The organism is Bythopirellula goksoeyrii, from assembly GCF_008065115.1.
GTDB classification, from domain to species: Bacteria; Planctomycetota; Planctomycetia; order Pirellulales; family Lacipirellulaceae; genus Bythopirellula; species Bythopirellula goksoeyrii.
In genome coordinates, this window is sequence record NZ_CP042913.1 from 1,200,250 (window position 1) to 1,225,154 (window position 24,905).

16 protein-coding genes, 5 tRNA genes and 1 pseudogene are annotated in these 24,905 nt (G+C 52.9%); 2 read left to right on the forward strand and 20 right to left on the reverse strand.

The window, feature by feature from the left end; all coding sequences use genetic code 11:
* Positions 1 to 9: 9 nt before the first annotated feature.
* Entirely contained in the window at positions 10 to 1,683 is a 1,674-nt protein-coding gene (locus Pr1d_RS04790; protein ID WP_148072465.1) for a DUF1668 domain-containing protein, read from the forward strand.
* A 17-nt stretch (positions 1,684 to 1,700) separates the two neighbouring features.
* Here the strand turns inward: Pr1d_RS04790 and fusA are convergent, their stop codons facing one another.
* The 20 genes and pseudogenes from fusA to Pr1d_RS04890 all read right to left on the reverse strand — a co-directional run bounded on the left by fusA (position 1,701) and on the right by Pr1d_RS04890 (position 23,823).
* Complete coding sequence (gene fusA, locus Pr1d_RS04795; protein WP_148072466.1) at positions 1,701 to 3,818, reverse strand: elongation factor G; 2,118 nt, start codon at positions 3,816 to 3,818, stop codon at positions 1,701 to 1,703.
* Between the two features lie 98 nt (positions 3,819 to 3,916).
* A complete protein-coding gene (gene rpsG, locus Pr1d_RS04800; protein ID WP_148072467.1) occupies positions 3,917 to 4,387 on the reverse strand; it encodes a 30S ribosomal protein S7 in 471 nt (156 codons plus the stop codon).
* A 73-nt stretch (positions 4,388 to 4,460) separates the two neighbouring features.
* Positions 4,461 to 4,829, reverse strand: a complete 369-nt coding sequence (rpsL, locus tag Pr1d_RS04805; RefSeq protein WP_148072468.1) for a 30S ribosomal protein S12 — start codon at positions 4,827 to 4,829, stop codon at positions 4,461 to 4,463.
* 512 nt (positions 4,830 to 5,341) lie between these two features.
* A pseudogene (rpoC, locus tag Pr1d_RS04810) lies at positions 5,342 to 9,485 on the reverse strand (DNA-directed RNA polymerase subunit beta'); the annotation flags it as partial.
* A 59-nt stretch (positions 9,486 to 9,544) separates the two neighbouring features.
* A complete protein-coding gene (gene rpoB / locus Pr1d_RS04815; RefSeq protein ID WP_148076258.1) occupies positions 9,545 to 13,261 on the reverse strand; it encodes a DNA-directed RNA polymerase subunit beta in 3,717 nt (1,238 codons plus the stop codon).
* Positions 13,262 to 13,554: 293 nt separating this feature from the next.
* On the reverse strand, positions 13,555 to 13,965 hold the full coding sequence (rplL, locus tag Pr1d_RS04820) for a 50S ribosomal protein L7/L12 (protein WP_148072470.1): 411 nt from the start codon (positions 13,963 to 13,965) through the stop codon (positions 13,555 to 13,557).
* Between the two features lie 72 nt (positions 13,966 to 14,037).
* Entirely contained in the window at positions 14,038 to 14,553 is a 516-nt protein-coding gene (rplJ, locus tag Pr1d_RS04825) for a 50S ribosomal protein L10 (protein WP_148072471.1), read from the reverse strand.
* A 52-nt stretch (positions 14,554 to 14,605) separates the two neighbouring features.
* Positions 14,606 to 15,283 (reverse strand): 50S ribosomal protein L1, encoded by a 678-nt coding sequence (gene rplA, locus Pr1d_RS04830; RefSeq protein ID WP_148072472.1) that lies wholly within the window; start codon positions 15,281 to 15,283, stop codon positions 14,606 to 14,608.
* A gap of 54 nt (positions 15,284 to 15,337) precedes the next feature.
* The gene (gene rplK / locus Pr1d_RS04835; protein WP_148072473.1) at positions 15,338 to 15,763 is read right to left on the reverse strand and encodes a 50S ribosomal protein L11; all 426 of its coding nucleotides are present in this window, start codon (positions 15,761 to 15,763) and stop codon (positions 15,338 to 15,340) included.
* Positions 15,764 to 15,809: 46 nt separating this feature from the next.
* Positions 15,810 to 16,610, reverse strand: a complete 801-nt coding sequence (nusG, locus tag Pr1d_RS04840) for a transcription termination/antitermination protein NusG (protein ID WP_238476637.1) — start codon at positions 16,608 to 16,610, stop codon at positions 15,810 to 15,812.
* A gap of 53 nt (positions 16,611 to 16,663) precedes the next feature.
* Positions 16,664 to 17,056: a preprotein translocase subunit SecE gene (secE, locus tag Pr1d_RS04845; RefSeq protein WP_238476638.1), complete on the reverse strand. Its 393-nt coding sequence runs from the start codon at positions 17,054 to 17,056 to the stop codon at positions 16,664 to 16,666.
* A gap of 95 nt (positions 17,057 to 17,151) precedes the next feature.
* Positions 17,152 to 17,224, reverse strand: a tRNA-Trp gene (locus tag Pr1d_RS04850).
* A 104-nt stretch (positions 17,225 to 17,328) separates the two neighbouring features.
* Positions 17,329 to 18,528, reverse strand: a complete 1,200-nt coding sequence (gene tuf, locus Pr1d_RS04855; protein WP_148072474.1) for an elongation factor Tu — start codon at positions 18,526 to 18,528, stop codon at positions 17,329 to 17,331.
* A 169-nt stretch (positions 18,529 to 18,697) separates the two neighbouring features.
* Positions 18,698 to 18,770: transfer RNA gene (locus tag Pr1d_RS04860), tRNA-Thr, on the reverse strand.
* A 126-nt stretch (positions 18,771 to 18,896) separates the two neighbouring features.
* Positions 18,897 to 18,967, reverse strand: a tRNA-Gly gene (locus Pr1d_RS04865).
* An 83-nt stretch (positions 18,968 to 19,050) separates the two neighbouring features.
* Positions 19,051 to 19,132 (reverse strand) — tRNA-Tyr (locus Pr1d_RS04870).
* 143 nt (positions 19,133 to 19,275) lie between these two features.
* Positions 19,276 to 19,348, reverse strand: a tRNA-Thr gene (locus Pr1d_RS04875).
* A 148-nt stretch (positions 19,349 to 19,496) separates the two neighbouring features.
* Positions 19,497 to 21,290: a galactose oxidase early set domain-containing protein gene (locus Pr1d_RS04880; protein WP_168205052.1), complete on the reverse strand. Its 1,794-nt coding sequence runs from the start codon at positions 21,288 to 21,290 to the stop codon at positions 19,497 to 19,499.
* Positions 21,290 to 21,988: a CHRD domain-containing protein gene (locus tag Pr1d_RS04885; RefSeq protein ID WP_148072476.1), complete on the reverse strand. Its 699-nt coding sequence runs from the start codon at positions 21,986 to 21,988 to the stop codon at positions 21,290 to 21,292. Before Pr1d_RS04885 ends, Pr1d_RS04880 begins: the two co-directional genes overlap by 1 nt.
* A 107-nt stretch (positions 21,989 to 22,095) precedes the next feature.
* Positions 22,096 to 23,823: a peroxidase family protein gene (locus Pr1d_RS04890; protein WP_148072477.1), complete on the reverse strand. Its 1,728-nt coding sequence runs from the start codon at positions 23,821 to 23,823 to the stop codon at positions 22,096 to 22,098.
* Positions 23,824 to 24,101: 278 nt separating this feature from the next.
* Between Pr1d_RS04890 and Pr1d_RS04895 the strand changes: the two genes are divergently transcribed.
* Entirely contained in the window at positions 24,102 to 24,899 is a 798-nt protein-coding gene (locus Pr1d_RS04895; RefSeq protein ID WP_148072478.1) for an IS5 family transposase, read from the forward strand.
* Positions 24,900 to 24,905: the final 6 nt, after the last annotated feature.

Below are 24,905 nucleotides of genomic sequence, written 5' to 3' on the forward strand. Positions count from 1 at the left end.
GGTGTTGTCATGTTGAAGCAGTGTTCGTTGTTGACTCTATTATTGGTGGTCGTTTGCCTGTCGGCTTCGTCCGCTTCTGCCCATTTCTTGTGGCTCGACTCGGAGCCCGCCGGGGAGACCCGCACGGGTTTGCTCTTTTTCGGCGAAAGCCCTCAAGAACGCAACTACCATCTTCCTGAGCCGATCGCGGGTGCTGAAGTGTTTGCGAATGCCGGCCAGGGGAAGCGCGAGAAGTTGACGTCTGCGGAACGTGAAACGGATGACTATGTCGGTTTGGAGATGCCGCTTCCTGCGGGCAAGACTGCCTCTATCGAAACGGTTCGCGAGTATGGGATCTATGGAGGTTCGATGCTGTGTTACTACTCGCAGCATCTTCTGCCACCAGCCGACGGCAAGTTTGCAGGCGTAACGCCTTCCTCTGAATTGAAGCTGAATATTGTGCCCGAAAACAAACCTGGAGGACTGGCCGCCACGGTCTTTTGGGAAGGCAAACCGCTGGCCGATGCCACGGTGACGCTGATCGATTCCGAAGGAGAGAGTACCGATGAAACCACCGACGCCGAGGGGCAGGTATTTTTTGTACTCTCCAAGAAGGGAACCATAGGGCTCATGACTAGCCACTCGGAGAAGGACAAGACTGGCGAATTCGCTGGGCAGAAATTCAAAGGGCAGGCGAACTATGCTACGCTGACACTCGAATTCAATCCGAGTGGCGATTCAGCGACCCCGGCCAAGAAAGTTTCCGTGACTAAGAAACCCAAAGACACAACTCTCTCCTTTGGCCCACCACTACCCGAGGCCATTTCCAGCTTTGGGGCCGCAGTCAATGACGGTTGGCTCTACGTCTATAGTGGTCACACAGGAAAAGCACACCAACATTCCAAAGAGAATCTCTCTCAAGCTTTTGCGCGGCTTAATCTATCGCAGCCCGCCGAATGGGAGTCATTGGAAATGGAAACTCCCTTGCAAGGGCTAGCTTTGGTGAGTTGCGGGGGAAACTTGTATCGGGTTGGGGGATTGGATGCACAAAACTCCAGGAAAGAAGAAGATGACCTCCACTCTGTAGATGAGTTCGCCCGATTCGATCCTGCAACCGGACAATGGACAGCTTTACCGTCGCTCCCGGCTGCACGATCTTCCCATGATGCCATTGCACTCGACGGCAAGATTTACGTAGTGGGAGGATGGACTCTCAGCGGGGATCGCGAAGGAGAATGGCAAACCGAGGCACTCGTCTACGACATGGCCGATGGTGACAACGGGCGATGGAAACCGCTGCCGGCTCCTCCATTCCAGCGGCGGGCTCTGGCTATGGCTAGCTGGCAGGGTCGCGTTTGGGTCTTGGGGGGTATGGACGATTTTGGTTTGATCCAACAGACCGTCTACTCTTTTGATCCCGAGACAAGTTCTTGGCAGGAGGGGCCCAAGATGCCCGGCGACGACATGCAAGGCTTCGGCGTTGCAGCTTGGGGGCTTGATTCCGGCCTGTACGTTTCTGGAACCGACGGCACGCTCTATCGACTGACGGATGCCGCAGGCCAGTGGAAAGCTGTCACTGAACTGGAAACCCCCCGCTTCTTCCACCGCATCATGCCTGATGACCAGGGAGGCCTACTCGCCATCGCGGGGGCGTCAATGATGGATGGGCATCTCAAAGAGATTGAAGTGCTGAAGGTCGATTGAATCCTTAGCGAGCGGGGTTACAGAAATTTCGCCAGCACGTCTTCGGGGGCGCGGTTGTAGGTGCTGGGTTCCATTGAGCAGCTTGCGCGGCCTTGGCTTAGACTCCGCATCGCGCTGGAGTAGCCGAAGAGTTCGGCGAGTGGGGCCTCGGCGTGGATGACGGTGCGGCCGGAGCGAGCCTCTTGGTCGTGGATGATCGCCCGGCGTTGTTGAAGGTCGCCGATGAGATCGCCCACGTGATCGTCAGGGGTGGAAACCTCTAATCGCATGATTGGCTCTAGAAGGACGATCCCCGCTTCGCGCAGAGCGAGGTCGAAAGCCAGGTTGGCTGCGGTGCGGAACGCGATTTCGCTGCTGGCGGTTTCGTGGACCTCGCCTCCTAAGAGGGTCGCCTTCACTCGCATTAAAGGGAAACCTAAGAGCCCGCCACCTTGCGCGGCGTTTTCTAATTCCTCCAGTACGACCGTCAGCATCTCGTGCGGCAGGCCGTGGTCGAGCGAATTGGTGACCACAGGGGCACCCGTAGGGGAATCGAAAGGCTCAACTTGTAGCCGAACCCCTGCGATGTGCTGCACTCCGTTCATGAGCCGGTTGCATTCGCCAAGGGCCTCGGCCTTGTGGTCGATTGTCTCGCGGTAACTCACTCGAGGATTATGAACTTTCACGTTCAGCTTGAAGTCGCGCTGCAAGCGATGCTGAATCACCTCCAGATGCAACTCGCCCATGCCGCTGATGAGAGTTTGGCCGGTGTCTTCGTTTTCGCTGGCAGCGAAGGTGGGATCCTGCTTTCGAAGCATCGTGAGTGCATCGGAGAGTTTCTTCTTGTCGGCCGTGCTCTCTGGTTCGATGGCCATCGAGATGACCGTCTCAGGAAACTCGATGGATTCGAGCACGATCGGTGCACGGGTGTCGCACAGCGTATCACCAGTGACCGAGTCGCGCAGGCCAATGATGCCCACGATGTCGCCCGCCTGGGTCGATTCGAGTTGCTCTTCCTTCTTGCTCGCATGAATCCGCCAGAGCTGAGCGACGTTTTCCTTCTTGTCGCGCGTGGCGTTTAGCACCCGACTGTTTCCCTTGAGGACGCCCGAGTAAACCCGGACCCAAGAGAGGTCGCCCGTCTTGAACGGTAGCACCTTAAACACAAGGCCACAAAATGGCTCGGCAGGGTCTGGCTTGCGAATCACCTTGACTGGTTCTTCGTCGGTCTTGGCGTGCGACTTGCGGTGTTGATCGGATTTTCCCGAGGGGTCAATTCCCTCCACCGGTGGGACCTCGGCTGGGTTAGGTAGGTAGGCAGCCACCGCGTCCAGTAGCGGCTGCACGCCGATGCCATGCAGTGCGGAGCCACACACCACGGGCTGAATCTGCAGGTGGACCGTCGCATCACGCAAAACCTTTCGAAGCAAATCCACGGGGATCGGCGCTTCCGCCAAAGCAAGCTCCATGAGTTGGTCGCTGAAGTTAGAGAGCTCGCTGAGCAAATCCTCACGCCACATGGCGGCCATGTCGTGAAGCTCTTCAGGAATTTCCTCCTCGATGAATTTGCGTCCTTCTTTCCCTTCGGGAAAGGTAAGCAACTTCATAGTCACCAAATCGATGATCCCTCGAAACGGATTCGCGACATGGGCAGGGCCCAAACCGACAGGAATCTGAATCGCCACCGGGCGGGCATGAAGCCGGGTGCGAATGTCGCTAAACACCGACTCGAAGTCGGCCCCTTCGCGGTCGAGCTTGTTGATGAACGCCAGGCGGGCAACTTTATATTTGTCGGCCTGACGCCAGACGGTTTCGCTCTGGGCCTCGACTCCTTCGCGGGCACTGAAGACAATGACGGCCCCGTCGAGGACGCGCAAGCTGCGTTCCACTTCTGCGGTGAAATCGACATGGCCGGGGGTGTCGATGAGATTTACAAGGACGTCATTCCAAGGGAACGCCACACATGCCGAGTAGATCGTGATTCCCCGCTCGGCTTCCTCGGCATCGTCGTCGGTCGTGGTCGTACCGCGGTCCACTTCGCCAGCGCGATGCTTCGCACCGCTGCAAAACAACATCCGCTCGGTGACAGTCGTCTTGCCAGCATCAATGTGGGCAATGATCCCGATGTTGCGAATTTTGGAGAGAGCCGTGGACATGATTAATTGGTTCTTCCGCGCAGAAAAAAAGCTAGAAACTTTGGGCTGGGATGCTCGCGACACCCTAGCCCCTAATCTCTAGCTCCAAATCTCTTAACTTACCAACCGAAATGAGCAAATGCCTTGTTGGCATCGGCCATGCGGTGGACATTTTCACGCTTGGTCATAGCAGCCCCTTCACGATTGTAGGCGGCGACCAATTCATCAGCTAGCTTTTGTGCCGTGGGCCGACCCTTCTTGTCACGAACGGCCGAAAGGATCCAGCGGAACGATAACGACTGCTGCCGTGTACGACCCACTTGCATGGGCACCTGATACGCAGCACCACCGACTCGCTTGGAGCGAACTTCGATAGCCGGCTTCACATTCTCTATAGCCTGAGTGAAAACATCAATCGGTTCCTCACCTGGCACGCGCTCGCGAATGATTTCCAAGGCATCGTAAAACACACCTTGAGCGATGCTACGCTTGCCATCAAGCATGATGCAGTTGATAAACTTCCCAGCGAGAAGCGAACCATAAAGTGGATCAGGTTTTAGTTGTTTGCGACTAGCGGTAATACGGGGCATAGTGAGGCAGCTATTAGGTGAATTGTTTCTTCTATAACGGCTAATAGCTTAATGCTAAAAGCTAACGGCTTACTTAACTCTTTTTCGCGCCATAGAGGCTGCGAGACTGTTTGCGGCCAACGACACCCAGTGTGTCCAAAGCACCACGGACCACGTGATAGCGCACACCTGGCAGGTCACGAACCCGGCCACCTCGCACAAGCACGATACTATGTTCCTGGAGACTGTGACCTTCGCCAGGGATGTAGACCGTAACTTCCTTTCCATTGGAAAGACGCACACGGGTAATCTTCCGGAGGGCGGAATTTGGCTTCTTGGGGGTCATCGTACGCACCTGCAGGCAGACACCACGCTTTTGCGGGCACTGCTGCAAGACCGGCGACTTGCTAAACTTGCGCTTCTTCTTGCGGTTTTTGCGAACGAGTTGGTTAATCGTGGGCATCGACAAGCCTTCTATAGGGGCTGGCTAAAGTATGTAGTGAACCAATCAATTTACCGCACCTGCTGGCGGTGTCAACCGTTGCATGAAACAAGCTTCCAGCCTGTTATGACAGCCAAGTTCCCCATTAGATTCACTTGCGGAGAGATGGCTGCCCCTCATGACTTATTCATTCTCCTGCGAATCCGTTGGCTTCGGCTCACCATAACCTGCCATCGGATCGTCATCACTCAACGGGCCGGTGTACGGCTGGGGAGTGGGAGTCCCACCGGGGCTGGCAGGAGACTCTTCGGGGGTCCCCAATAGTGCATCGAGTCCTGAAGGGGCTTCGCTCTGGTAAACAGGTTCACCAGGTGGCGTCTCTCGGTCTTCGCCGTTGGTGGGCGTCGAATCGCCGCTGCGAGCCTGGAGAGCTGAATCCAACAAGGGGAACGAACGCTCCAACACACGTTCCTTCTCGGCTGCCAAGGCCTCGAGGGCCTCGGGGTGAATTCGCACTTCGGATTCTTGCACCGTGTGAAAACCAGTACCAGCTGGGATCAAGTGACCCAAAATTACGTTCTCTTTCAGGCCAACCAGGTAGTCAGTCCTACCCGCCAAGGCTGCCTCAGTGAGAACCTTGGTCGTTTCTTGGAAACTGGCCGCTGAGATAAAGCTGCTACTCTGAACGGATGCTTTCGTAATACCCAAGAGTTGTGTACTTGCGGTGGCCATCTTGGGCTTGGCACCCTTGGCCAAATCACCACCCAGAGCCTCGATTTGGGCATTGGCCTGCTCGAGAACATCCTTCGGTACGATTGCTCCTTCGGCGTATTCACTATCTCCTTGATGGGTTATCCGCAGGCATTGGGAAATCGCGTCGTTCGCCTGACGGAAATCGAACTTATCGATCACACTGCCGGGCAGTAGGTCTGTGTCGCCAGGCGATTCGACCCGTACCTTACGAAGCATCTGCGAGACGATAATCTCGATATGCTTGTCGTTGATCTCCACGCGCTGACTTCGATAAACATTCTGAATTTCGCGAGTCAGATATTGATGTACAGCTTCTTCGCCCGAAATACGCAGAATGTCGTGCGGCACCAAGGGACCATCAACGAGGGCTTCTCCGGCACGAACCTTGTCACCAGCATGGACACGCAAATGCTTGCTATGCGTGACAAGATGCTCACGCTCGATGCCTGTTTCGCTACGGACGATAATCGAGCGCTTGCCGCGCTTCTTCTCGCCGAGAATCTCTACCGTACCATCAATTTCGGCGATAACTGCCGGATCCCGTGGCTTCCGGGCTTCAAAGATCTCGGTAACACGAGGCAGACCGCCTGTGATGTCCTGCGTACCCGACGCTTCGCGAGGTGTCTTGGCAACCAAGGTACCTGGCGAAATAACCTGACCTTCGTCTACTTCCAAGTGAGCACGTTCGGGCATGTAGTAGAAGTCGAGAATCTTGCCATCTGTTGGATCTTCAACGACGACCTGTGGGTGTAAATCGCCTTTGTGCTCCATGATGACGTAGCGTTTCTTACCGCTCGGATCGAGTTCACCGCGAATAGTTTCTCCCTCAACCAAATCCTCGAAGCGGACCTTACCACCTGTCTCGGCTACAATGGGGATACTGTGTGGATCCCATTCGCAAAGGGTCGCGCCCGGTTCGACGGGTGCGTTTTCCTTCACGCGAATCACCGCACCAGCCGGAATTTCATACTTCTCGACTTCGCGGCCGCGATCATCCACCAGTGCGATCTCACCATTGCGGGCAAGAACAACCAGATTGCCGGCATCGTTAGTTACTGCTTTCAGCCGAGCAAACTTCGCGATACCACCCTTCTTGACCTTGATGTCACTGTCTTCAACATCACGCTGACCCACGCCACCGATGTGGAAGGTACGCATCGTAAGCTGAGTTCCAGGCTCGCCAATGCTCTGCGCGCCGATGATACCAACGGCCATACCTTCTTCAACCATCGAACCGGTTGAGAGGTCCATGCCGTAACACAAACGGCAAACACCCAAATTCGCGTCACAAGTCATGGGGCTACGAACTTGGATTTTCTCCAGGCCAAGCTCTTCGATCTTACGGGCGATATCGGAAGTGATCATCTCATTTTCCGCCACGATCACTTCGTCGGTAATCGGGTTGACGATGTTAGCGCGACTCACCCGGCCCTTGATGGACTCGGCCAGACTCACTTCCACTTTTTCGCCGCGATAGATGATTCCCTTCGTGATTCCCTGAGTCGTCTCACAATCATGACATGTAACGACCACATTCTGAGCCACGTCAGCCAACTTACGAGTCAAATAACCACTGTCAGCCGTCTTGAGTGCCGTATCAGCGAGACCCTTTCGAGCACCGTGAGTACTACTGAAGTATTCAAGTACGGTTAGTCCTTCGCGGAAATTCGCCTTAATTGGAGTTTCGATAATCTTGCCGGACGGCTTGGCCATCAGACCACGCATCCCACCCAACTGTCTCATCTGCTCAACACCACCACGAGCACCGGAGTGTGCCATCAAAAAGATCGGGTTCACGTATCCATCGGTGCGGAAATCGCTCTCCAATCCAGCCATCATCTCTGCGGTAATTTGTTCCCGAGCATGGGTCCAGGCATCGAGTACCTGGTTGTAGCGTTCCACTTCGGTGATCACACCTCGTTGGAAGAGCTTGTTGAACTTCATGACTGATTTTTCAGCTTCAGCAATGATACGCCCTTTAGACTCTGGAGTAATCAAATCGTCCGTTCCGAACGATAGACCACTAAGTGTTGCCTGACGGAATCCGAGCTGGTTCATGTCGTCGAGCAATTCGATCGTGGCACGGCGACCGACGAACTCATAGCAGTCGGAGATGACCTTCGCCAATTCACTCGATCGCATGGCGACGTTGTAGAAAGGCATGCCCCGGGGGAGAATCATGTTGAAAATGACTCGACCGACCGTCGTATCGATTCTGGCTCCATAGGCGTTATCGTTGCCACGCTCTTCTCGCAGACAGCGATAGAGCGGCAAGCGGACTTTAATCGCAGCATGAGTTCCTACCTTCCCGGAAGAATAAGCCGTTTCCACTTCCTCCAAGGAACTGAACACCATGCCGTCACCCTTCGAATCGGGAACGCCCATCGTCAGGTAGTAGCTTCCCATAACGACGTCTTGCGACGGACTAATAATCGGAGCCCCGTTAGACGGGCTAAAGATATTGTGAGTGCTCATCATCAGCGTGTGAGCTTCCACCTGGGCCTCAATGGAAAGCGGCAAATGGACCGCCATCTGGTCCCCGTCAAAGTCGGCATTAAAACCCTTGCAAACCAAGGGGTGCAACGTGATTGCATTCCCTTCCACAAGAGTCGGCTCGAAAGCTTGAATACCCATGCGGTGAAGTGTCGGAGCACGATTGAGCAATACTGGATGATTCGTGATCACTTCCTCAAGAATATCCCAAACTTCGTCATCTTTGCGTTCGAGCATTTTCTTAGCCGATTTGATCGTATCAGCATGCCCCAACTCTTTCAGGCGACGAATAATAAACGGCTGGAAGAGCTCCAATGCGATCTTCTTGGGAAGTCCACATTGATGCAATTTCAGGCGAGGACCGACTACAATCACGCTACGTGCAGAATAATCGACCCGTTTGCCAAGCAGGTTTTCGCGGAACCGACCCTGCTTACCTTTGATCATGTCAGTAAGCGATTTGAGCGGGCGATTACTGGAACCCAAGACAGGACGCTTGCATCGATTGTTGTCGAAAAGTGAGTCGACCGATTGTTGCAACATTCGCTTCTCATTGCGAATGATCACCTCGGGAGCATTGAGGTCCACCAGCTTCTTCAACCGATTGTTGCGATTGATGATGCGGCGGTAGAGATCGTTGAGGTCACTCGTAGCAAAATTGCCACTGTCGAGCAGCACCAAAGGTCGCAAGTCGGGGGGTATCACAGGGATGACGTCCAACACCATCCATTCCGGCTTGTTGTCGCTGTCGCGGATTGCTTCAACCGTTTTGAGTCGATTGATCAGGTCTTTGGCCTTTTGCTTTGAGCCTGTTTCCTTAAGCTCAACTCGCAGATCAGCGGAAAGCTTTACCAGATCAAGTCCGTTCAGCAATTTACGAATCGCTTCGGCACCCATGTCGGCGTCAAAAGTTTCGCCGTACTGCTCACGCGCTGAGCGATACTCTTCTTCGGTAAGAAGCTGTTGTGGTTTTAGGGGCGTGTCACCCGGATCCACTACCACGTAGTCTTGGAAATAAACCACTTTCTCCAAGCTAGAGGTCTTCATGGCTAGCAGACTGCCCAGTCGACTGGGCATGGCCTTAAAGAACCAGATATGCACGATAGGAGCGGCCAACTCGATATGACCCATCCGCTTGCGGCGAACGCGGCTGTGCGTCACTTTGACGCCACAACGGTCGCAGATCATGCCCTTATATTTCATGCCGCGGTATTTGCCGCAGGCGCATTCCCAGTCCTTTTCTGGACCAAAGATTCGTTCGCAAAACAATCCGTCCTTCTCAGGTCGGTAGGTACGGTAATTAATCGTCTCCGGCTTCTTTACTTCGCCAAACGACCAACTGCGGATGTCGTGGGGGCGAGCCAGGCTGATCTTCACCGAACCGTAATCGTTGACACGGTCGTAATTCGAACTCTCTAGAATATTACTCATATTTGTCCTCGAAGGAAAATTTGCAAATCATACAATTGCAATTTGCAATCCAGATCTTCCTACAACTGTTGCCGTTTTTCCAATTGCATATTCAGGCCCAGGCCACGAATTTCATTTGTCAGCACATCGAAACTCGCAGGCGTGCCGGCTTGCAACGTGTTTTCACCCTTAACCATCGATTCGTAAATCTTCGTGCGGCCTTCAACGTCGTCGCTCTTGACCGTGAGCAACTCCTGGAGGATGTAGGCTGCACCGTAGGCCTCCAACGCCCACACTTCCATTTCACCAAATCGCTGGCCACCAAAGCGGGCCTTGCCGCCCAGTGGTTGCTGTGTGATGAGTGAGTAAGGGCCAGTACTCCGGGCATGGACCTTGTCGTCGACCAAGTGATGTAGCTTGAGCATGTAGATGTAACCCACCGTGGTTTCTTGCTCAAATCTCTCGCCCGATCGACCATCGAAAAGCTTAGCCTTACCATGGCGAGGAAGACCGGCTTCTTCCAAGCAGTCGTTGATCTGCTCTTCGGTTGCACCATCGAAAACCGGCGTGATCGCCCGGAAGCCGAGCTTGGCACCGGCCCAACCGAGATGCGTTTCCAGAATCTGGCCGACATTCATACGACTCGGAACACCCAACGGATTGAGCATGATCTGAATCGGTGTGCCATCTTCCAAGAAAGGCATGTCCTCGATGGGCAGAATTTTCGAAATCACACCCTTGTTTCCGTGGCGACCAGCCATTTTGTCGCCGACGGAGATGACCCGCTTGGTGGCAATGTAAACCTTCACCATTTGCAACACACCGCTGCGAAGTTCATCACCCCGTTTCATGGAGTTGAGCTTGCGATCACGCTGATCGATGGCTTCCTCGACAGCCGGCCACATGGTCTTGTAAACCCTTTCGACATCCTTCTGTCGCTGTGGACTGCGAATCTCGATTGCGTCTAAGCGGAAACGATTCGCAAGATCAGCAATAAACTGCGGCTCTTGGTTGTGTATCTGCTCATTGCCTTCTTCATCGGTAAGCTTCTTTTGAAGAACCTTTTCGATCTCAAGCACCATCTCGGTAAATTTGGCAGCGATCTCTTCGTTGCCTTCTTTCTCGGCAGTCTTGAGAGACTTCTCAAAGAGCTTGCGCTCTTCCTCAGCCAAGCTCATCCTGCGCGAGAATTTCTGCGTGTCGATTACGATCCCTTCAATGCCTGATGACACTTCAAGAGAATCGTTCTTCACATCCTCGCCAGCACGACCGAAAATGGCATGCAATAGCTTCTCTTCAGGGGTCAGCTCTGTTTTGGACTTCGGAGACACCTTACCTACGAGAATGTCACCCGGTTCGACATAGGTGCCAATTTGCACAATGCCATTTTCGTCGAGATTACGGAGAGCTTTTTCGCTGACGTTTGGAATGTCACGAGTAAATTCTTCGCGGCCTAGCTTGGTTTCGCGGATCTCAACATCGAACTCCTCGATGTGAATTGACGTGTAGGTGTCATTACGAACCAACTCCTCGCTGATGATGATCGCGTCCTCAAAGTTGTAGCCCTCGTAGGACATGAAAGCGACAAGCACATTGCGCCCCAGAGCCAAGTCACCTTTGAACGTGGCAGCACCATCGGCAATCACATCCCCTTTTTCCACTTTGTCACCAACACGAACCAGCGGCTTCTGGTTTTGACAAGTCCGCTCGTTGAGGCCAACGAACTTACGCATATGGTGTACTTCCGGGCCAATTTCGATGCGATCGGCATCGACGTAAGTCACCGAACCCTTGTGCCCTGCTCTTACGAGCATACCGGAGTGGCGAGCCACGTCACGCTCTAGCCCCGTACCAACCACCGGAGGATCAGCAAGCAGAAGTGGCACTGCTTGACGCTGCATATTGGAGCCCATTAAGGCACGGTTGGCGTCGTCATGCTCCAGGAACGGAATCAAGCCTGCCGAGACTCCAATCATTTGGCTGGGAGCCACATCGGTAAATTCAATCTGATCGATCGGCACGAGCACGAAGTCTGACTTGTAACGAGCCACCACTGTATCGCCCTGAATCATGCCGTCTTTGACAGGCACGTCAGCCGAGGCAACATAGGCGTCAGACTCTTGATCTGCTCGCAACCAAACAACTTCGTCTGTGAGCTTTCCACTCTTCACTCTCCGATATGGAGTAATCAAGAACCCATACTCATCCACGGAGGCATACATGGCCAGACTAGAAATCAAGCCAATGTTGGTACCTTCAGGCGTTTCAATCGGGCAAATACGGCCGTAGTGCGAAATGTGTACGTCACGCACTTCGAAGCCAGCACGCTTGCGATTCAAACCACCAGGGCCCAAGGCGGACAAACGACGCTCGTGGGTCAACATTGACAGCGGATTCGTTTGGTCGACAACCTGAGAGAGCTCACCCCGGCCAAAGAAATAATCAATCGCTGCCGAAATGCTCTTGGGATTGATGAGGCTTCGTGGAGTAATATCGTCGGCGTCCTTGAGACTCATCCGCTCTTGGACAGTGCGACGTAGCTTGAGAAAACCCTTGCGGATTTCATCGCTTGCCAGTTCATCAATCGTCCGCAATCGACGATTCCCCAAGTGGTCGATATCGTCGACCTCTACTGATTTGTCGCCACTAGCCAGACCCAACAAGTAACGAATTGCAGCCAACAGATCCTCAGGACGAAGGACCATATCGGTCTCCGGAACATTGATTCCGAGCTTACGATTCATCCGGAAGCGGCCCACGCGTCCCAACCGATAGCGATTGGAATCGAAAAACTTCTCGTTGAAAAGTTGGCGTGCCTTCTCCAGCTGCGGGGGATTACCTGGTCGCAGGCGCTGATAAATCCTCAAGAGAGCTTCTTCATGGCTCGACGTGTTGTCGTCTGCCATCGCGTTGAGCAAGTGAGGAGTCTTCGGTAGCTCCATCACCTCAACACTCTTAACGCCGGAAGTACAGATTACTTCGGCGATATTCTTGGTGATTCGCTGACCACCTTCAATAATGATTTCACCAGCTCGTTCACTCCCGACAGGATAGACGATGTCGCCTACGGCAATCTGACTTTCAATTTTGGCAGCGCTGCGGCCGTCGACAATCTTCTGCTTGCTGGTCTCGTAAAACTGCTTAAGAATGTCAGCATCCAGGCTGAGCTCGGGGCTCATGGCGCGCAGTAGGGTTACCGCGGAGAACCGTCCGCTCTGATCGATTCGGACTGTGATGCTATCCTTTTTGGTCGTGTTGAGTTCGATCCAACTACCACGCTCAGGAATAACACGGCAGCTATGAATGCGACGATCACCTGCATCAAGTTCGGATACGAAATCGATACCAGGACTGCGATGCAACTGACTCACGACGACGCGCTCAGCACCATTGATAATGAACTCGCCACCACCAAGCATGATAGGCAGATCACCCAGGTAGACTTCTTCCTCTACCGGCTGATCCTTCACCAAACGGAGCCAGATCCGGAAGGGGCGCCCATAGCTCAAACGCAATTGGCGACATTCCGCAGGATTGTAGCGTGGCTTCCCTAGATCATAGCGGAGATACTCCAGGCGAATCGTCTTGTCGTAGCTCTCAATGGGGAAGATCTCACGCAATACACCTTCCAGACCGTCATCTTTGCGCGCAATGGTGCTAGTTCCGTCATATTGAAGGAACCGTGCATAAGATTCGGTTTGAATTTTGGTGAGGTCGGGAATGTCGTAGCCAATTCGGGCACTGCCGAAGGCGCGGACGGAATCAGTCTGCAAGCGTCGTTGGGCCGGGACTGCCATAGGGCGGGCTGCTCCGATATCACGAGTGATTGTGAAAAAAGCGACAACAGCACGCCGTGCCACCGACGAGCGGCAGGCGGACCATGTGACGCCGAGCAAAACCAAGGGAAACGCACTGGGATGCGTTTGTGTGAAAACAGCGGTCGACAACTCTCCGTGCTATCGCTGCCATTTCCTCCCCTTGGTACCAGGAATTCGTTCTTGGGAATTCGCTACGAAATCGCGCAGAGCGAACCGCCCGAGGACCCTCAATTAGTGAGGACACAACGGGCTTATGCTCCGCTTGAACTTATCTACTTGATCGCGGCTGTAGCGCCAGCCCCTTCCAACTCGGCCTTGGCCTTTTCCGCGTCCTCTTTGGAAACACCTTCTTTGACCTTGCTAGGAGCGGCCTCGACGAGATCCTTGGCTTCTTTCAAACCCAAGCCAGTCGCGCTTCGCACGACCTTGATGACCGCGATCTTGTTTCCACCAACGGCTTCGAGCACGACGTCGAATTCCGTCTGCTCTTCAGCTGCGGCAGCACCGCCAGCATCTCCGCCACCGGCTGCCATGACCACGCCACCACCGGAAGCTGGCTCAATACCGTAGGTGTCCTTCAGGTAATCGCTCAATTCCTTGGCTTCTTTAAGGGTCAACGCGACAATCTTGTCGCCCATCTCTTTGGTTGCTGCAGAAACCTCTGCTACTGCTTCATCACTCATATCTATCTATCCTTTCTCGCTATAGGAGGGCCCGTCGGCCCAAAATTCGCTGACTTGTTGTTGACTGGAAAACTATTCCTCGCTCTTCTTTTTCACCTGACTGGCAAGCTTGGCGCCTGGGCTCAGCAACTGAGCAGAAAGCGTTGCTCCAGGACTTAGAATCTGACCCAGTAGAATACTGAGCTGTTCTTCACGGCTTGGCCATTTGCTGACAGCCTTAACATCATCGGCAGTCAGTTTGGCACCATCCATCACGCCACCCTTAGGGGCAAAGGGCTTATACTTGGCATCCTCTGCCAGGCGGGTGACTTCCTTGGCAAGCGAAACGACATCCTCGCCGCCCCAAATAAGCGCCAAAGTCCCCTCGGACCCTTCAAAAGCCGGAGCTAGCGCCGTCCCATCGGTTGCGCGTCGCGCCAAACTATTCTTCACGACCAGCAGATGCATGTTCTTTTGTCGCAATTGCTTGCGTAGCTCAACGTTGCTGTTCGCTTCCATACCCACAACATCTACCAACAAAGCATCCGTGACGCCGTCGAAACGGCTCTTTAATTCGTCAGTGATCAAATCTTTTACGTACTTGCTCATGGCACTTGCTTAATTGGATTTTAGAGGATTAATTCCAGGAAGGGATTCGAGGCTAGACTGCTAACGGGACGCTGGGACTCATGGTACCACTAATGTGGGCTGACCTTACGTAAGTACCCTTTGATGACGACGGCTTCAAATTCAAAATTGTGTTCACAAAGGCCTGGATGTTTTCAACCAGCTTCTCGGCCTCAAAATCCATCTTGCCCACGATCGCCTGAACGTTGCCACCCTTGTCGTTACGAAATTCAACCTTCCCTGCTTTATATTCGCCAATGGTCTTGGCAACATCGGGAGTCACCGTCCCAGCGCGCGGTGAAGGCATCAAACCTCTCGGACCCAGAACTCGCCCTAGCGGACCGACGACTTTCATCATGTCCGGAGTCGCAATACAGACATCGAAATCGGTCCAACCCCCAAGTATTTTCTTTGCCAGATCCTCGTCACCCACTTCGTCTGCTCCCGCTTCACGAGCTGCATCCGCTGCGGGACCTTTGGCAAAGACAATCACTCGCTGCACTTTTCCAATTCCATGGGGCAGAACTATCGAACCTCGGACTATTTGATCAGCCTGCGTGTGATCGACTCCCAACCGCATGGCAATCTCTACTGATTGCACAAACTTGGTTCCGTCGAATGTTTTCAACACATCGACAGCTTCTGAAATTGGCAAAGGCGCCTGGGGACGCTTTTCGCTCAGGCTCTTCATTCGTTTTGCTAGTTTTGGCATGATATGCTTCGCTTACTTTGTTTTGTAACTGCCCGTTGAAGCGGGCTGGGCCGGCTAACCTTCTATTTCGAGACCCATGCTGCGGGCTGTACCAGCTATCATTTGAACCGCGCTGTCCAAGTCGCTGGCGTTTAGGTCATTCATCTTCGTATTGGCAATTTCTTCCATTTGGGCATGCGTGATTTTTCCTACTTTGACCTTGTGAGGAACGCCCGACCCTTTAGCCAAGCCAACGGCCTTCTTCAAAAGGACGGCAGCTGGAGGACTCTTGGTGATGAAGTCAAACGAGCGATCATTGTAGACATTGACGACTACCGGGATCATCATTCCGCCAGCTTCGCGTGTCTTGTCGTTGAACGCCTGGACAAATTGACCCAAGTTCACACCATATTTTCCCAAGGACGTACCAACAGGAGGGGCAGGAGTGGCTTGACCACCCGGGATCTGGAACTTGGCGGTACCTACTAGTTGCTTTGCCATGATTTTTGCTCGGGTTCTAATTTACTGGCCGCTAATGCGACCAGCCCTATACGTTTTCTACTTGCCAGTATTCCAACTCGACGGGAGTACTGCGGCCGAAAATGTTGATCATCACATTGACGCGACCATTTTGCTCGTCGATTGTATTGACGTCCCCTTCGAAGCTCTCGAAAGTTCCGTCTTTGATCTTCACACGATCGCCAATCTTGAAATTGATATTGAGCTTCGGCGACTCCTCAACTTCTTCCTCATCTTTTGTAATTATCCGAGCCACTTCGTGCGGCAACATGGGAGACGGCTTTCCCGCTGAGCCAGTAAAATCACCAATCCCCGAGGTCTCGCGTACTGCAAACCAGGTATCGTCATTGATGCACATATGCACAACGATGTAACCCGGGTAAAGCTTCCGCTCAACGACCTTCTTTTTCCCTGCTTTAAACTCCGTAACTTTCTCGGTGGGAACGACCACGTCGTCGAAGTAGCGATCCAATCCCTCAATAGCAATCTTGCGCTTGAGTGCTTCAGCGATTGATCTCTCTCGGTTGCTTTGCACCTTGAGAATATACCAATCCATGACAACAGGCCCTGTGTCCGGCTTCTTGGGCAACAAGGCGCGTTTTACAGGGTCCATCTCCTCTTCAGGCTCAGGCTCCTTCTTGGGCGGGCTCTTTATGACCGCGGGCTCCTTCACCTCCTCAACTTCTACCTCATCCACTTCAGGCTGAACTGCAGAAGAATCTTCCACCACCTGCTCTTGGTCGTCAGTAGCCGTAACAGTATCCTCTGCCTCGACGGAATTTTCCTCGGCGAGTTGAGAGTCGGTGATTTTTTCGTTTTCGTCGCTCACGAGGTTTCCCTGAAGCTATAAAGAATGACGGCTATTGAAATCGATTCGATCTGTTAGAAAATCTGTCGAGCGATTATTTTCAAGACTGCGTCATAGACAAACAAGAGTCCCGCCAGAAAGAAAATCACCGCAATAACCACCATCGAGGCCCGCCACAATTCACTGCGGCTCGGCCATGACACTTTATTCATCTCCGCTTCCACGGAAATTAAAAAATCCGCGAACTTCGGCAAATTGACTATTCGAAAGCTGATCCACGAGCCTACCGCCAACATCACCAATGGAAGCACATAGCGACCCATATCAGTGATGCTTACCGCATTGAGCTTCCAAGCCCCGGCAGCAAACGCCAGCGCAATGGCCGCGAAAGTGACCTGCCGGGCGATCCTGCCCTGACTTCGCTTATACCGCGAAGCGTTGAACATTCCTGAAATTAACTCTGCCACTTTAAGCTTTCCCAACGAGCCACGAGACTTGCGTTATGAGCCACTACAACACGACCCACAGTCCGCAATGACCGAAACTCACAACTTCCTGTATGCAGGGGCGGCGGGAATCGAACTCGCAACCCCCGGTTTTGGAGACCGGTGCTCTGCCAATTGAGCTACACCCCTTTGTGTAAGAGTGATAGGTGAGCAGGTGAATAAGTGAGTAGGTAGCAACGCCATCCACACAATCAACACACTACTTACTCACCTACTCACCTACTCACTTTTTCTTACTCTAAAATTTTCGTTACTACGCCGGAACCAACCGTCTTGCCACCTTCGCGAATGGCGAAACGCACTCCGTCGTCCATGGCAATCGGCTTACCAAGCTCAACACTAATTCGTGCGTTGTCGCCAGGCATGCACATCTCAACATCACCTACCAGATTTGCTGCACCCGTGACGTCAGTCGTCCGGAAGTAGAACTGAGGTCGGTAACCGCTAAAGAACGGCGTGTGACGCCCACCCTCTTCCTTGCTCAAGACATAGACTTCGGCCTCGAACTTGGTGTGGGGGGTAATGCTTCCTGGCTTAGCCAGAACTTGACCACGCTGGATATCTTCACGCTTGACGCCACGCAACAAGCAACCGACGTTGTCGCCAGCCATTCCGTGATCCATCGTTTTGTTGAATGCCTCGACTCCGGTGCAGGTCGTCTTGGTGGGGGCTGAAGTCAAACCGATGATTTCGACTTCCTCACCAACCTTGACCTGGCCACGCTCGATACGACCCGTAGCTACCGTGCCACGACCTTCGATCGAGAACACGTCTTCGATTGCCATCAGGAACGGCTTATCAGTTTCTCTAGTGGGTTCGGGAATGTAGGAATCGATGGCTTCCATCAACTCTGTGATGCACTTAGATGCCTCTGGATCCGAAGGATTGTCGTAGGCAGCCTTGGCGGCACCCTTAACAACAGGCACTTCGTCGCCAGGGAAACCATAAGTCGTCAACAATTCACGAACTTCCAATTCGACCAACTCGAGCAATTCTTCGTCGTCGACCAAATCGCATTTATTCAGGAACACCACGATCCGAGGCACACCAACCTGGCGAGCCAAGAGGATGTGCTCACGAGTCTGAGGCATCGGGCCGTCAGCAGCTGACACAACCAGGATGGCACCATCCATCTGGGCGGCACCAGTGATCATGTTCTTGATGAAGTCGGCGTGACCAGGACAGTCGATATGTGCATAGTGACGATTCGGTGTTTCGTACTCGACGTGCGAAACAGCGATCGTTACCGTCTTAGTTTCATCGCGAACTGTACCACCCTTGGCGATATCAGCATACGACTTTGTTTTGGCGAGCCCTTTGGCCGCCTGAACTGCCAAGATAGCTCCAGTTGTTGTTGTCTTGCCGTGATCGATGTGACCGATCGTACCAACGTTCACATGAGGCTTGGTACGTTCAAATGTATCCTTAGCCATTTTTCTCCCTAACTAAAATACTAGGTCGTTTGTTTCTAGGACAAAAAGGAGCTATTTAAACAACTCCTACAAATAAAGCTTTTAGGTATTAGCTGTTAGTCGCTAGCAACACGATTGTACTTGCTAATGACTAACAGCTAACTGCTAACAGCCAACTACTTCCTCACAGAGCTGCTGATGAGACTCGAACTCATGACCTCTTCCTTACCAAGGAAGTGCTCTACCAACTGAGCTACAGCAGCATTTTGAGCTATTAGCTGTTAGCCGTTAGCTATTAGCCATGTGCCGTTAGCTCATTTACACTCTTGATCTTGAACGATATTTCCTTACTAACTTCTAATCGCTAACTGCCAATAGCTTTCACTCAAAGCGGGTGAAGGGAATCGAACCCTCGTCATCAGCTTGGAAGGCTGTTGCTCTACCATTGAGCTACACCCGCAAGCTGAATTCGGAGTGCAGAATGCGGATTGCGGAATACATTTTTTATTCCGCATTCCGCAATCCACATTCCGCATTCAACAGTGGGGAGTGCAGGATTCGAACCTGCGAAGGCAGAGCCAGCAGATTTACAGTCTGCCCCGTTTGACCGCTTCGGTAACTCCCCCGATCTGCTAGCCTACTGGCTTACCATCTGCACCTGCTAAACCTACCCAAAACATGCCCGCATCGTTAGACAAAGGCATCTCAATACGGAGTCTCCACTGGGGCCCACAACCACTCCCAAACAATTACCCACACAACTGTACGAGCTAGCGGAGGGAATTGAACCCACAACCTGCTGATTACAAATCAGCTGCTCTGCCAATTGAGCTACGCTAGCCTGGCTGCTTGAAACTTACGCGAATCAACTAATATAACCGTGTTGGAATGTGTGACAAGCCGATCAGGGCGAATTTCGCGCCAAAAAGATACTTGTGGCGTCAGACTCCCCCTCACAGAGCCACTCACCGCAGCAGAAGAGGGTAAAGTCACCCTATTTTGACATTTTTTGCTGTTCTATTCTTGTATGGCACCCTGCTACTCAGGAGGCCAACTCCGCAAAAGATCCCGCAGTATAGGCCCCAAAAGATAGGTTCCGGCACGAGAACAGCTTCCACTGAGCCATTAAATCCGTAGTTTGAGTGCCAAGTGGCCAGTTCTATCGAGTCAAGCGGATTTGGTGATTCGCCACGCTGCCATTTGAGGAAATCATTCCCGTCGACATCGAGGTCCCCATCAACATCACCGAAAAACTCCGGTGTCGATGCAAGTTCGGCCTGTATCCAGTGGGCTATGGAGGGAACTCCTTTGTCATCTACCAAGAACAGCATGTAATAGCCAGGGGGTGCTTCGTTTCCGCTCGAGGGAAGATCAATGTTGAGCCCGCCATCAGTGATGACGAAATCGAGATTATTGGCACGCTGAGTCCAATTCTGGGCGTGCGTGACGGAACCTGGAATGACCCAGAGAGCTTTAGTAATGCTCGCGGCGTCAGGAGTCTCCACGAAAATTGAATCGCCTAGGGCGGCTGACGAGGGTGCCAAACCAACCTCTGGCCGAACCGCCGGCGATCCATCGGGAGCAAATAAATAGGCAGGTGAGTAGATTTCTGCATTCAGGTTTTGTTGGAAGCCCCCGGTATCGTGGTCTCCGCCAGTCACAAGAACCCGGCCATCGGGGAGCAGTAGCGCAGTAGAATGGTAGCCGCGATATATGGATGAATCAGCTTCGGCAACTTGCGTGACTTGCTGAGTAGTGGGGTCCCAGATTTCTGCTACTGTGACAAGCCCGTTGGGATCGTTCCATCCAGTAACGTAGGTTCCCCCGGTGAGTAGAACCGTACCGTCAGCCAGTATCGTGGCGTTATTCTGCCGACGAGGTTGAGCCATCGTGTCCGCGCCGTAAGTCCAGGAAGGAGTCGCGTCGGTCAAATCCAATAGCGATATGTTGGCCGTGGGGACGTGCCCTCCGCCGATGTAGGCGATTTTTCCGGTATCGTACATGACCGCCGGACCGTAGTTATGCAGGTTAGAGTCAAGAGTGTCCCCTAAGTATTGCCAGGATCCAGTGCCTGAAACGTCAAGGAGATCTGTATCGTCGCCATAATTAGAGAGGGACACAACTCCACCATCGGGAGTCAAGAATGTGCGCGGGTAAAGAGGCAAACTCTTGTAGGCCGTAGTCAGGCTACGCCAGGAGTTGGTCTCAAACTCATATATCTGAGGCAGTGGATTGCTGTCAGGATCGAAGTTGCCATTCATCCCCCCCGATAGCATAAGAATATCTCCATTACCTAGAGTGGTAGCGCTCGGATACCACCGCCCACGCTGTCCAGTAGTGTAAGGAGACGGCGGAGAGGAAAGGCTAGGCATGTTTGGCACATTGTTGGCCCAGGTATTGGTAAAGGGATCATAAATATTAGCCCTATCCAGGCCGTTGTCGTTCGTGATATGTCCTCCTCCAACAAAGAGTCGACCGTCGGGAAGCCAAGCATGTCCCGAGCAAAAAGGGTTGAAGGAAGTCGGATTCGGATAAGCAGCGCTGGAAAACTGATCCGTGTCGGGATCCCATAAACCGATACTTTCGCGCCATGTCTGCCAAAACATGACTTTGCCCGTAGGCAACATGTGTACATGAATCGCCTCAACTCCTCCCCCCTGACCCCATGTAAAAACGTCTGTCCACTGCCCATTTACTGATGATTGCCCATACAGAGGAGTTGCAAACACAACACAGACGAGGAGGGTAAGTTGGGCACCAAGACTGGAAACGCATACTCGCATCACAATACTTCTCCGCGTCGCAAGCTACTTCTTCTCCCCATCCAAAGCATGACGGCACTCGCTAGGAGACCCCATGATGACGGTTCAGGGATTGGACTGATATGACCTCGGATCGCCATGGATGGAAAACCGGACTCATTGGTATGGACAGCCACCATTAGCCTGCCCTCATTGAGCGTGTCGAGCCAATTCGTGAGTGGTTTGCTGGTCAATGGGTAGAAAGGCAAGTAGGGAAGACCAGTTGTGGGGTCTATCGTCGCGTCTCCATCGTCCCACACCCCTGTGATTGTGCGGTTCTCGTAGTCGATCACACGGTCAGCGTCCTCTTCGGCGGGCTGATTATAGGTAGCCAGTCCAAAGATGTTCAATACGTGGGGTCCAATTGTATCAGGCACATGGAGGTGCAGATGAATGCCAATAATGTCATCAGGTTCGGTACGGTCAATCGCATTGGGCTTGAGACCGAGAAGGTGATCGAGAACAATCCGGTAAGTCAACCTCGTTTGATCGGAATTCAGAGAGAGAAAGATCTCTCCGGTAGCTTCAGTCGTGGAAGGATGAGTATGAAAATCGTCTAGAAAAGCGTAGTAGCCATGACCGCCACTTGCGCTGCCCAGGTGGCTTTGCTCATGCGCCTGGGATTTTCCTAGAAGTCCGAGCAATGAAAGTTGAAAGAGGAAGATCCAGATTCGCTGCATTTGATTTACCTAAGCATTGTCTCAGCATGTGCGCCTTCTAGAAAAGCAATGAGGCGGAAAGCAGAAAGCGATTGTCCGAAAACCCTCCAGCTCCACGTGCCTCAACCTTAACAGCGAAAAACAGTTGAGTCAAATTTTCGATTAACTCGAGTAAAAAAGACTAGAGCGACACTCCCAAGTAGTAGGTTCGAACCGGGTTCGGGCACCCGAGAGTCTGCAAAGAAAACATTCTCTTGCAACCCGGTCACACCGGTATTGAGTTCGATAAGTCGGCTGAGCGTAATAGAATTGAAGTCAATAATCGCGGTCACCAGGGGGTCTTGGAGGTCTGAATCACCTGTAAAGAAGAATCGATCCCCGTCACGGAGACGTTGAAATTGGCTATCGATGATTTTCTGTGCCAGCGATCCCAGACTACTTTCGGGAAGATGGTCTTCTGCAATGATGGCAACCCAGGCGTCAAGATTGTCGGGAGTGCCATAGCTAGCCAAAAGCGCGGCAGCTGTAGTAGGGTCACTGGTAAGCTGTTGGAACTGACTAAAAGGAATGAGATTGTAGGCAATTCGCAAGAGGCTGTAGCTGTTTAGTAGACCCAGATCACGGCCGCGCTGAATATCGATGGCAGCCAAGTCTGTTCCCCCAGCGCCGATGGGGCCAAAGGAGACGTTGCGCAACTCATCCACTATGTAGGCGTCGTTCTCCTGAGCCACCTGGACTGCAAGTCCTTTAAGAAGTAGGCCCAACAGGGCGGGATCGTTCTGCAGTATCTGATTGCGAGAAGTAGCATCGACTAGTGAAATCTCATCGATTAAGACATCGCTGCTGTCGACAAGCAACAATTTCGGCGACTGCATACTGTGCCCAAAACGAAACGCCGCAGTCGAAAAGGCGGTGGTAATGGTAGCGTCCACGGTTTCGTCATAGTAGTAGTCGTTCGCAGAAGGAGCATTTGATCCCATGAGTGCAGGCAGAAACTCTTGGTAGGTGATCGCTTGCACCTCGGCTCCGACGATTTTTCGCGCCCATTGGTAGATTTCTTCGTCATTTAGCGTTCCGTCTCGCGCCTTGAGTAGGCCGGCAAGGCGATTGTGCTCCCTCACAAACAAGGCGTGGGTCGCACTGAGAGTCGTGTTCTCATTTGCGCGAGAGTCACCGGTGAGGAACAGTCCCTCTCCATTGACCGCTGGCAGCATCCCACCAGCACTAGTCGCCAGCTTGCCATCGACGAAGGTTCTCAGTGAAGCAGCTGTTGTGGAGTCAGATCCGTAGACATGCGACGCATCGAGATAAGAAGTGTTGAGGTTGATTTGCCAACGAGGGATCGGCACGTCTCCCTGCTGAGTGGATTGCTTGTCGCCGTTACCTGTCGACGGATCAAAAGTAGAGCGGTGAAATGAGATGGGCCCTGGGCCCAATGGGTCGTCTAATGCAGTAACTGGGATGGAAAAATCACCTACCTCACCGGTCGACAACAAGTCCGCATCCGTACTAGCAGGGATGAGGGACATATCGTGGGTGATGAACTGGCCCCATTGGACGACCCAGTCCGAAAGGTTGCGATCGTTAAAGATAGTAGCCTGCTGGGCAATTACCAAGTTACTCACATCGCGGGGATTGGGTTTATCATGTTCGGTAATGACATCGCCAATGTCGTCAGGGTAGTCAGCGTCATAACCGAAACGTATTACACGCGTGTTGGCCGCTCCCTGGGCAGGGAAAATTGGATTATTCTGGGTCCCATCAATCGTGCGGAACTCGACCGCTGCCGCAGAAAATCCAGCACTTAGCACAAGCACAGCGGAAGATATTGCTCGAATTTGCGTCCCGCGCTTCACGGAAAACCTCTACCCTGGAAAAGAAGGCACACGATTCTGCCCGACTCCGTTCCAGTGTAGTCGGGACTTGTCCCGATTGAAAGAATATGGTGAGCTTGGATGGCTTTTCGAATATGATTCTGCTTAGAAGTCCTAACAAAACTGTCTGCTAGTGCCGTTGCTCATGCGGTACGCTAGCACGATCAAATGAATACAAGTTGCATGAAACGACACGTATTTTTTACTTTGACGGGCAGAATACATCGAGACCTAAACCTCGATGCAAAGGAGTATCTGCCATGGCCAAGCCCCTCGTGCCTGACGAACTTTGGGAGCGAATTGAACCGCTTATTCCTAAACAACCGTCCAAGCCTAAGGGAGGGCGACCTCCAATTGAAGATCGCAAAGCGCTCACTGGCATCTTGTTCATATTGAAGACAGGGATTGCCTGGGAAGACTTGCCGCAAGAGATGCAGTGCGGCTCGGGCATGACATGCTGGAGACGCTTGCGAGACTGGCAGGAAGCGGGGGTATGGGAGGCGTTGGTGCAACTGCTGCTTGATGAATTGCGAGAAGCCAATCAGATTGATTGGTCGCGCGCTGCCGTCGACAGCGCCAAGGCTCGTGCTATGGGGGGTGGCGAAAAGACTGGACCAGACCCTACGAATCGCACGAAGCCAGGTAGCAAACATCACGTTGTGACTGATGCCAATGGGATTCCTTTGAACGTGACGCTTACCGGAGCGAATCGACATGATGTGACGCAGCTGTTGCCAGTGATTGACGGCATTCCGCCAGTGACTGGGAAGCCTGGACATCCTCGGCAGCGCCCCGACCAAGTTTACGCCGACCGTGCTTACGATTCGCAACCACATCGCAAGCAACTTCGAGAGCGTGGCATCGAACCTCACTTGGCAAAGCGGAATACAGATCATGGCAGCGGATTGGGAATCTATCGTTGGGTTTCGGAGCGTACGCTTAGTTGGCTTCATCAGTTTCGACGCCTGAAAACCAGATACGATCGCCGAGAAGATATCCACGAAGCGTTCATTAAAATCGCCCAAGCGTTGATCTGCTTCAGATCGCTAAATTGGTAGTTTTGT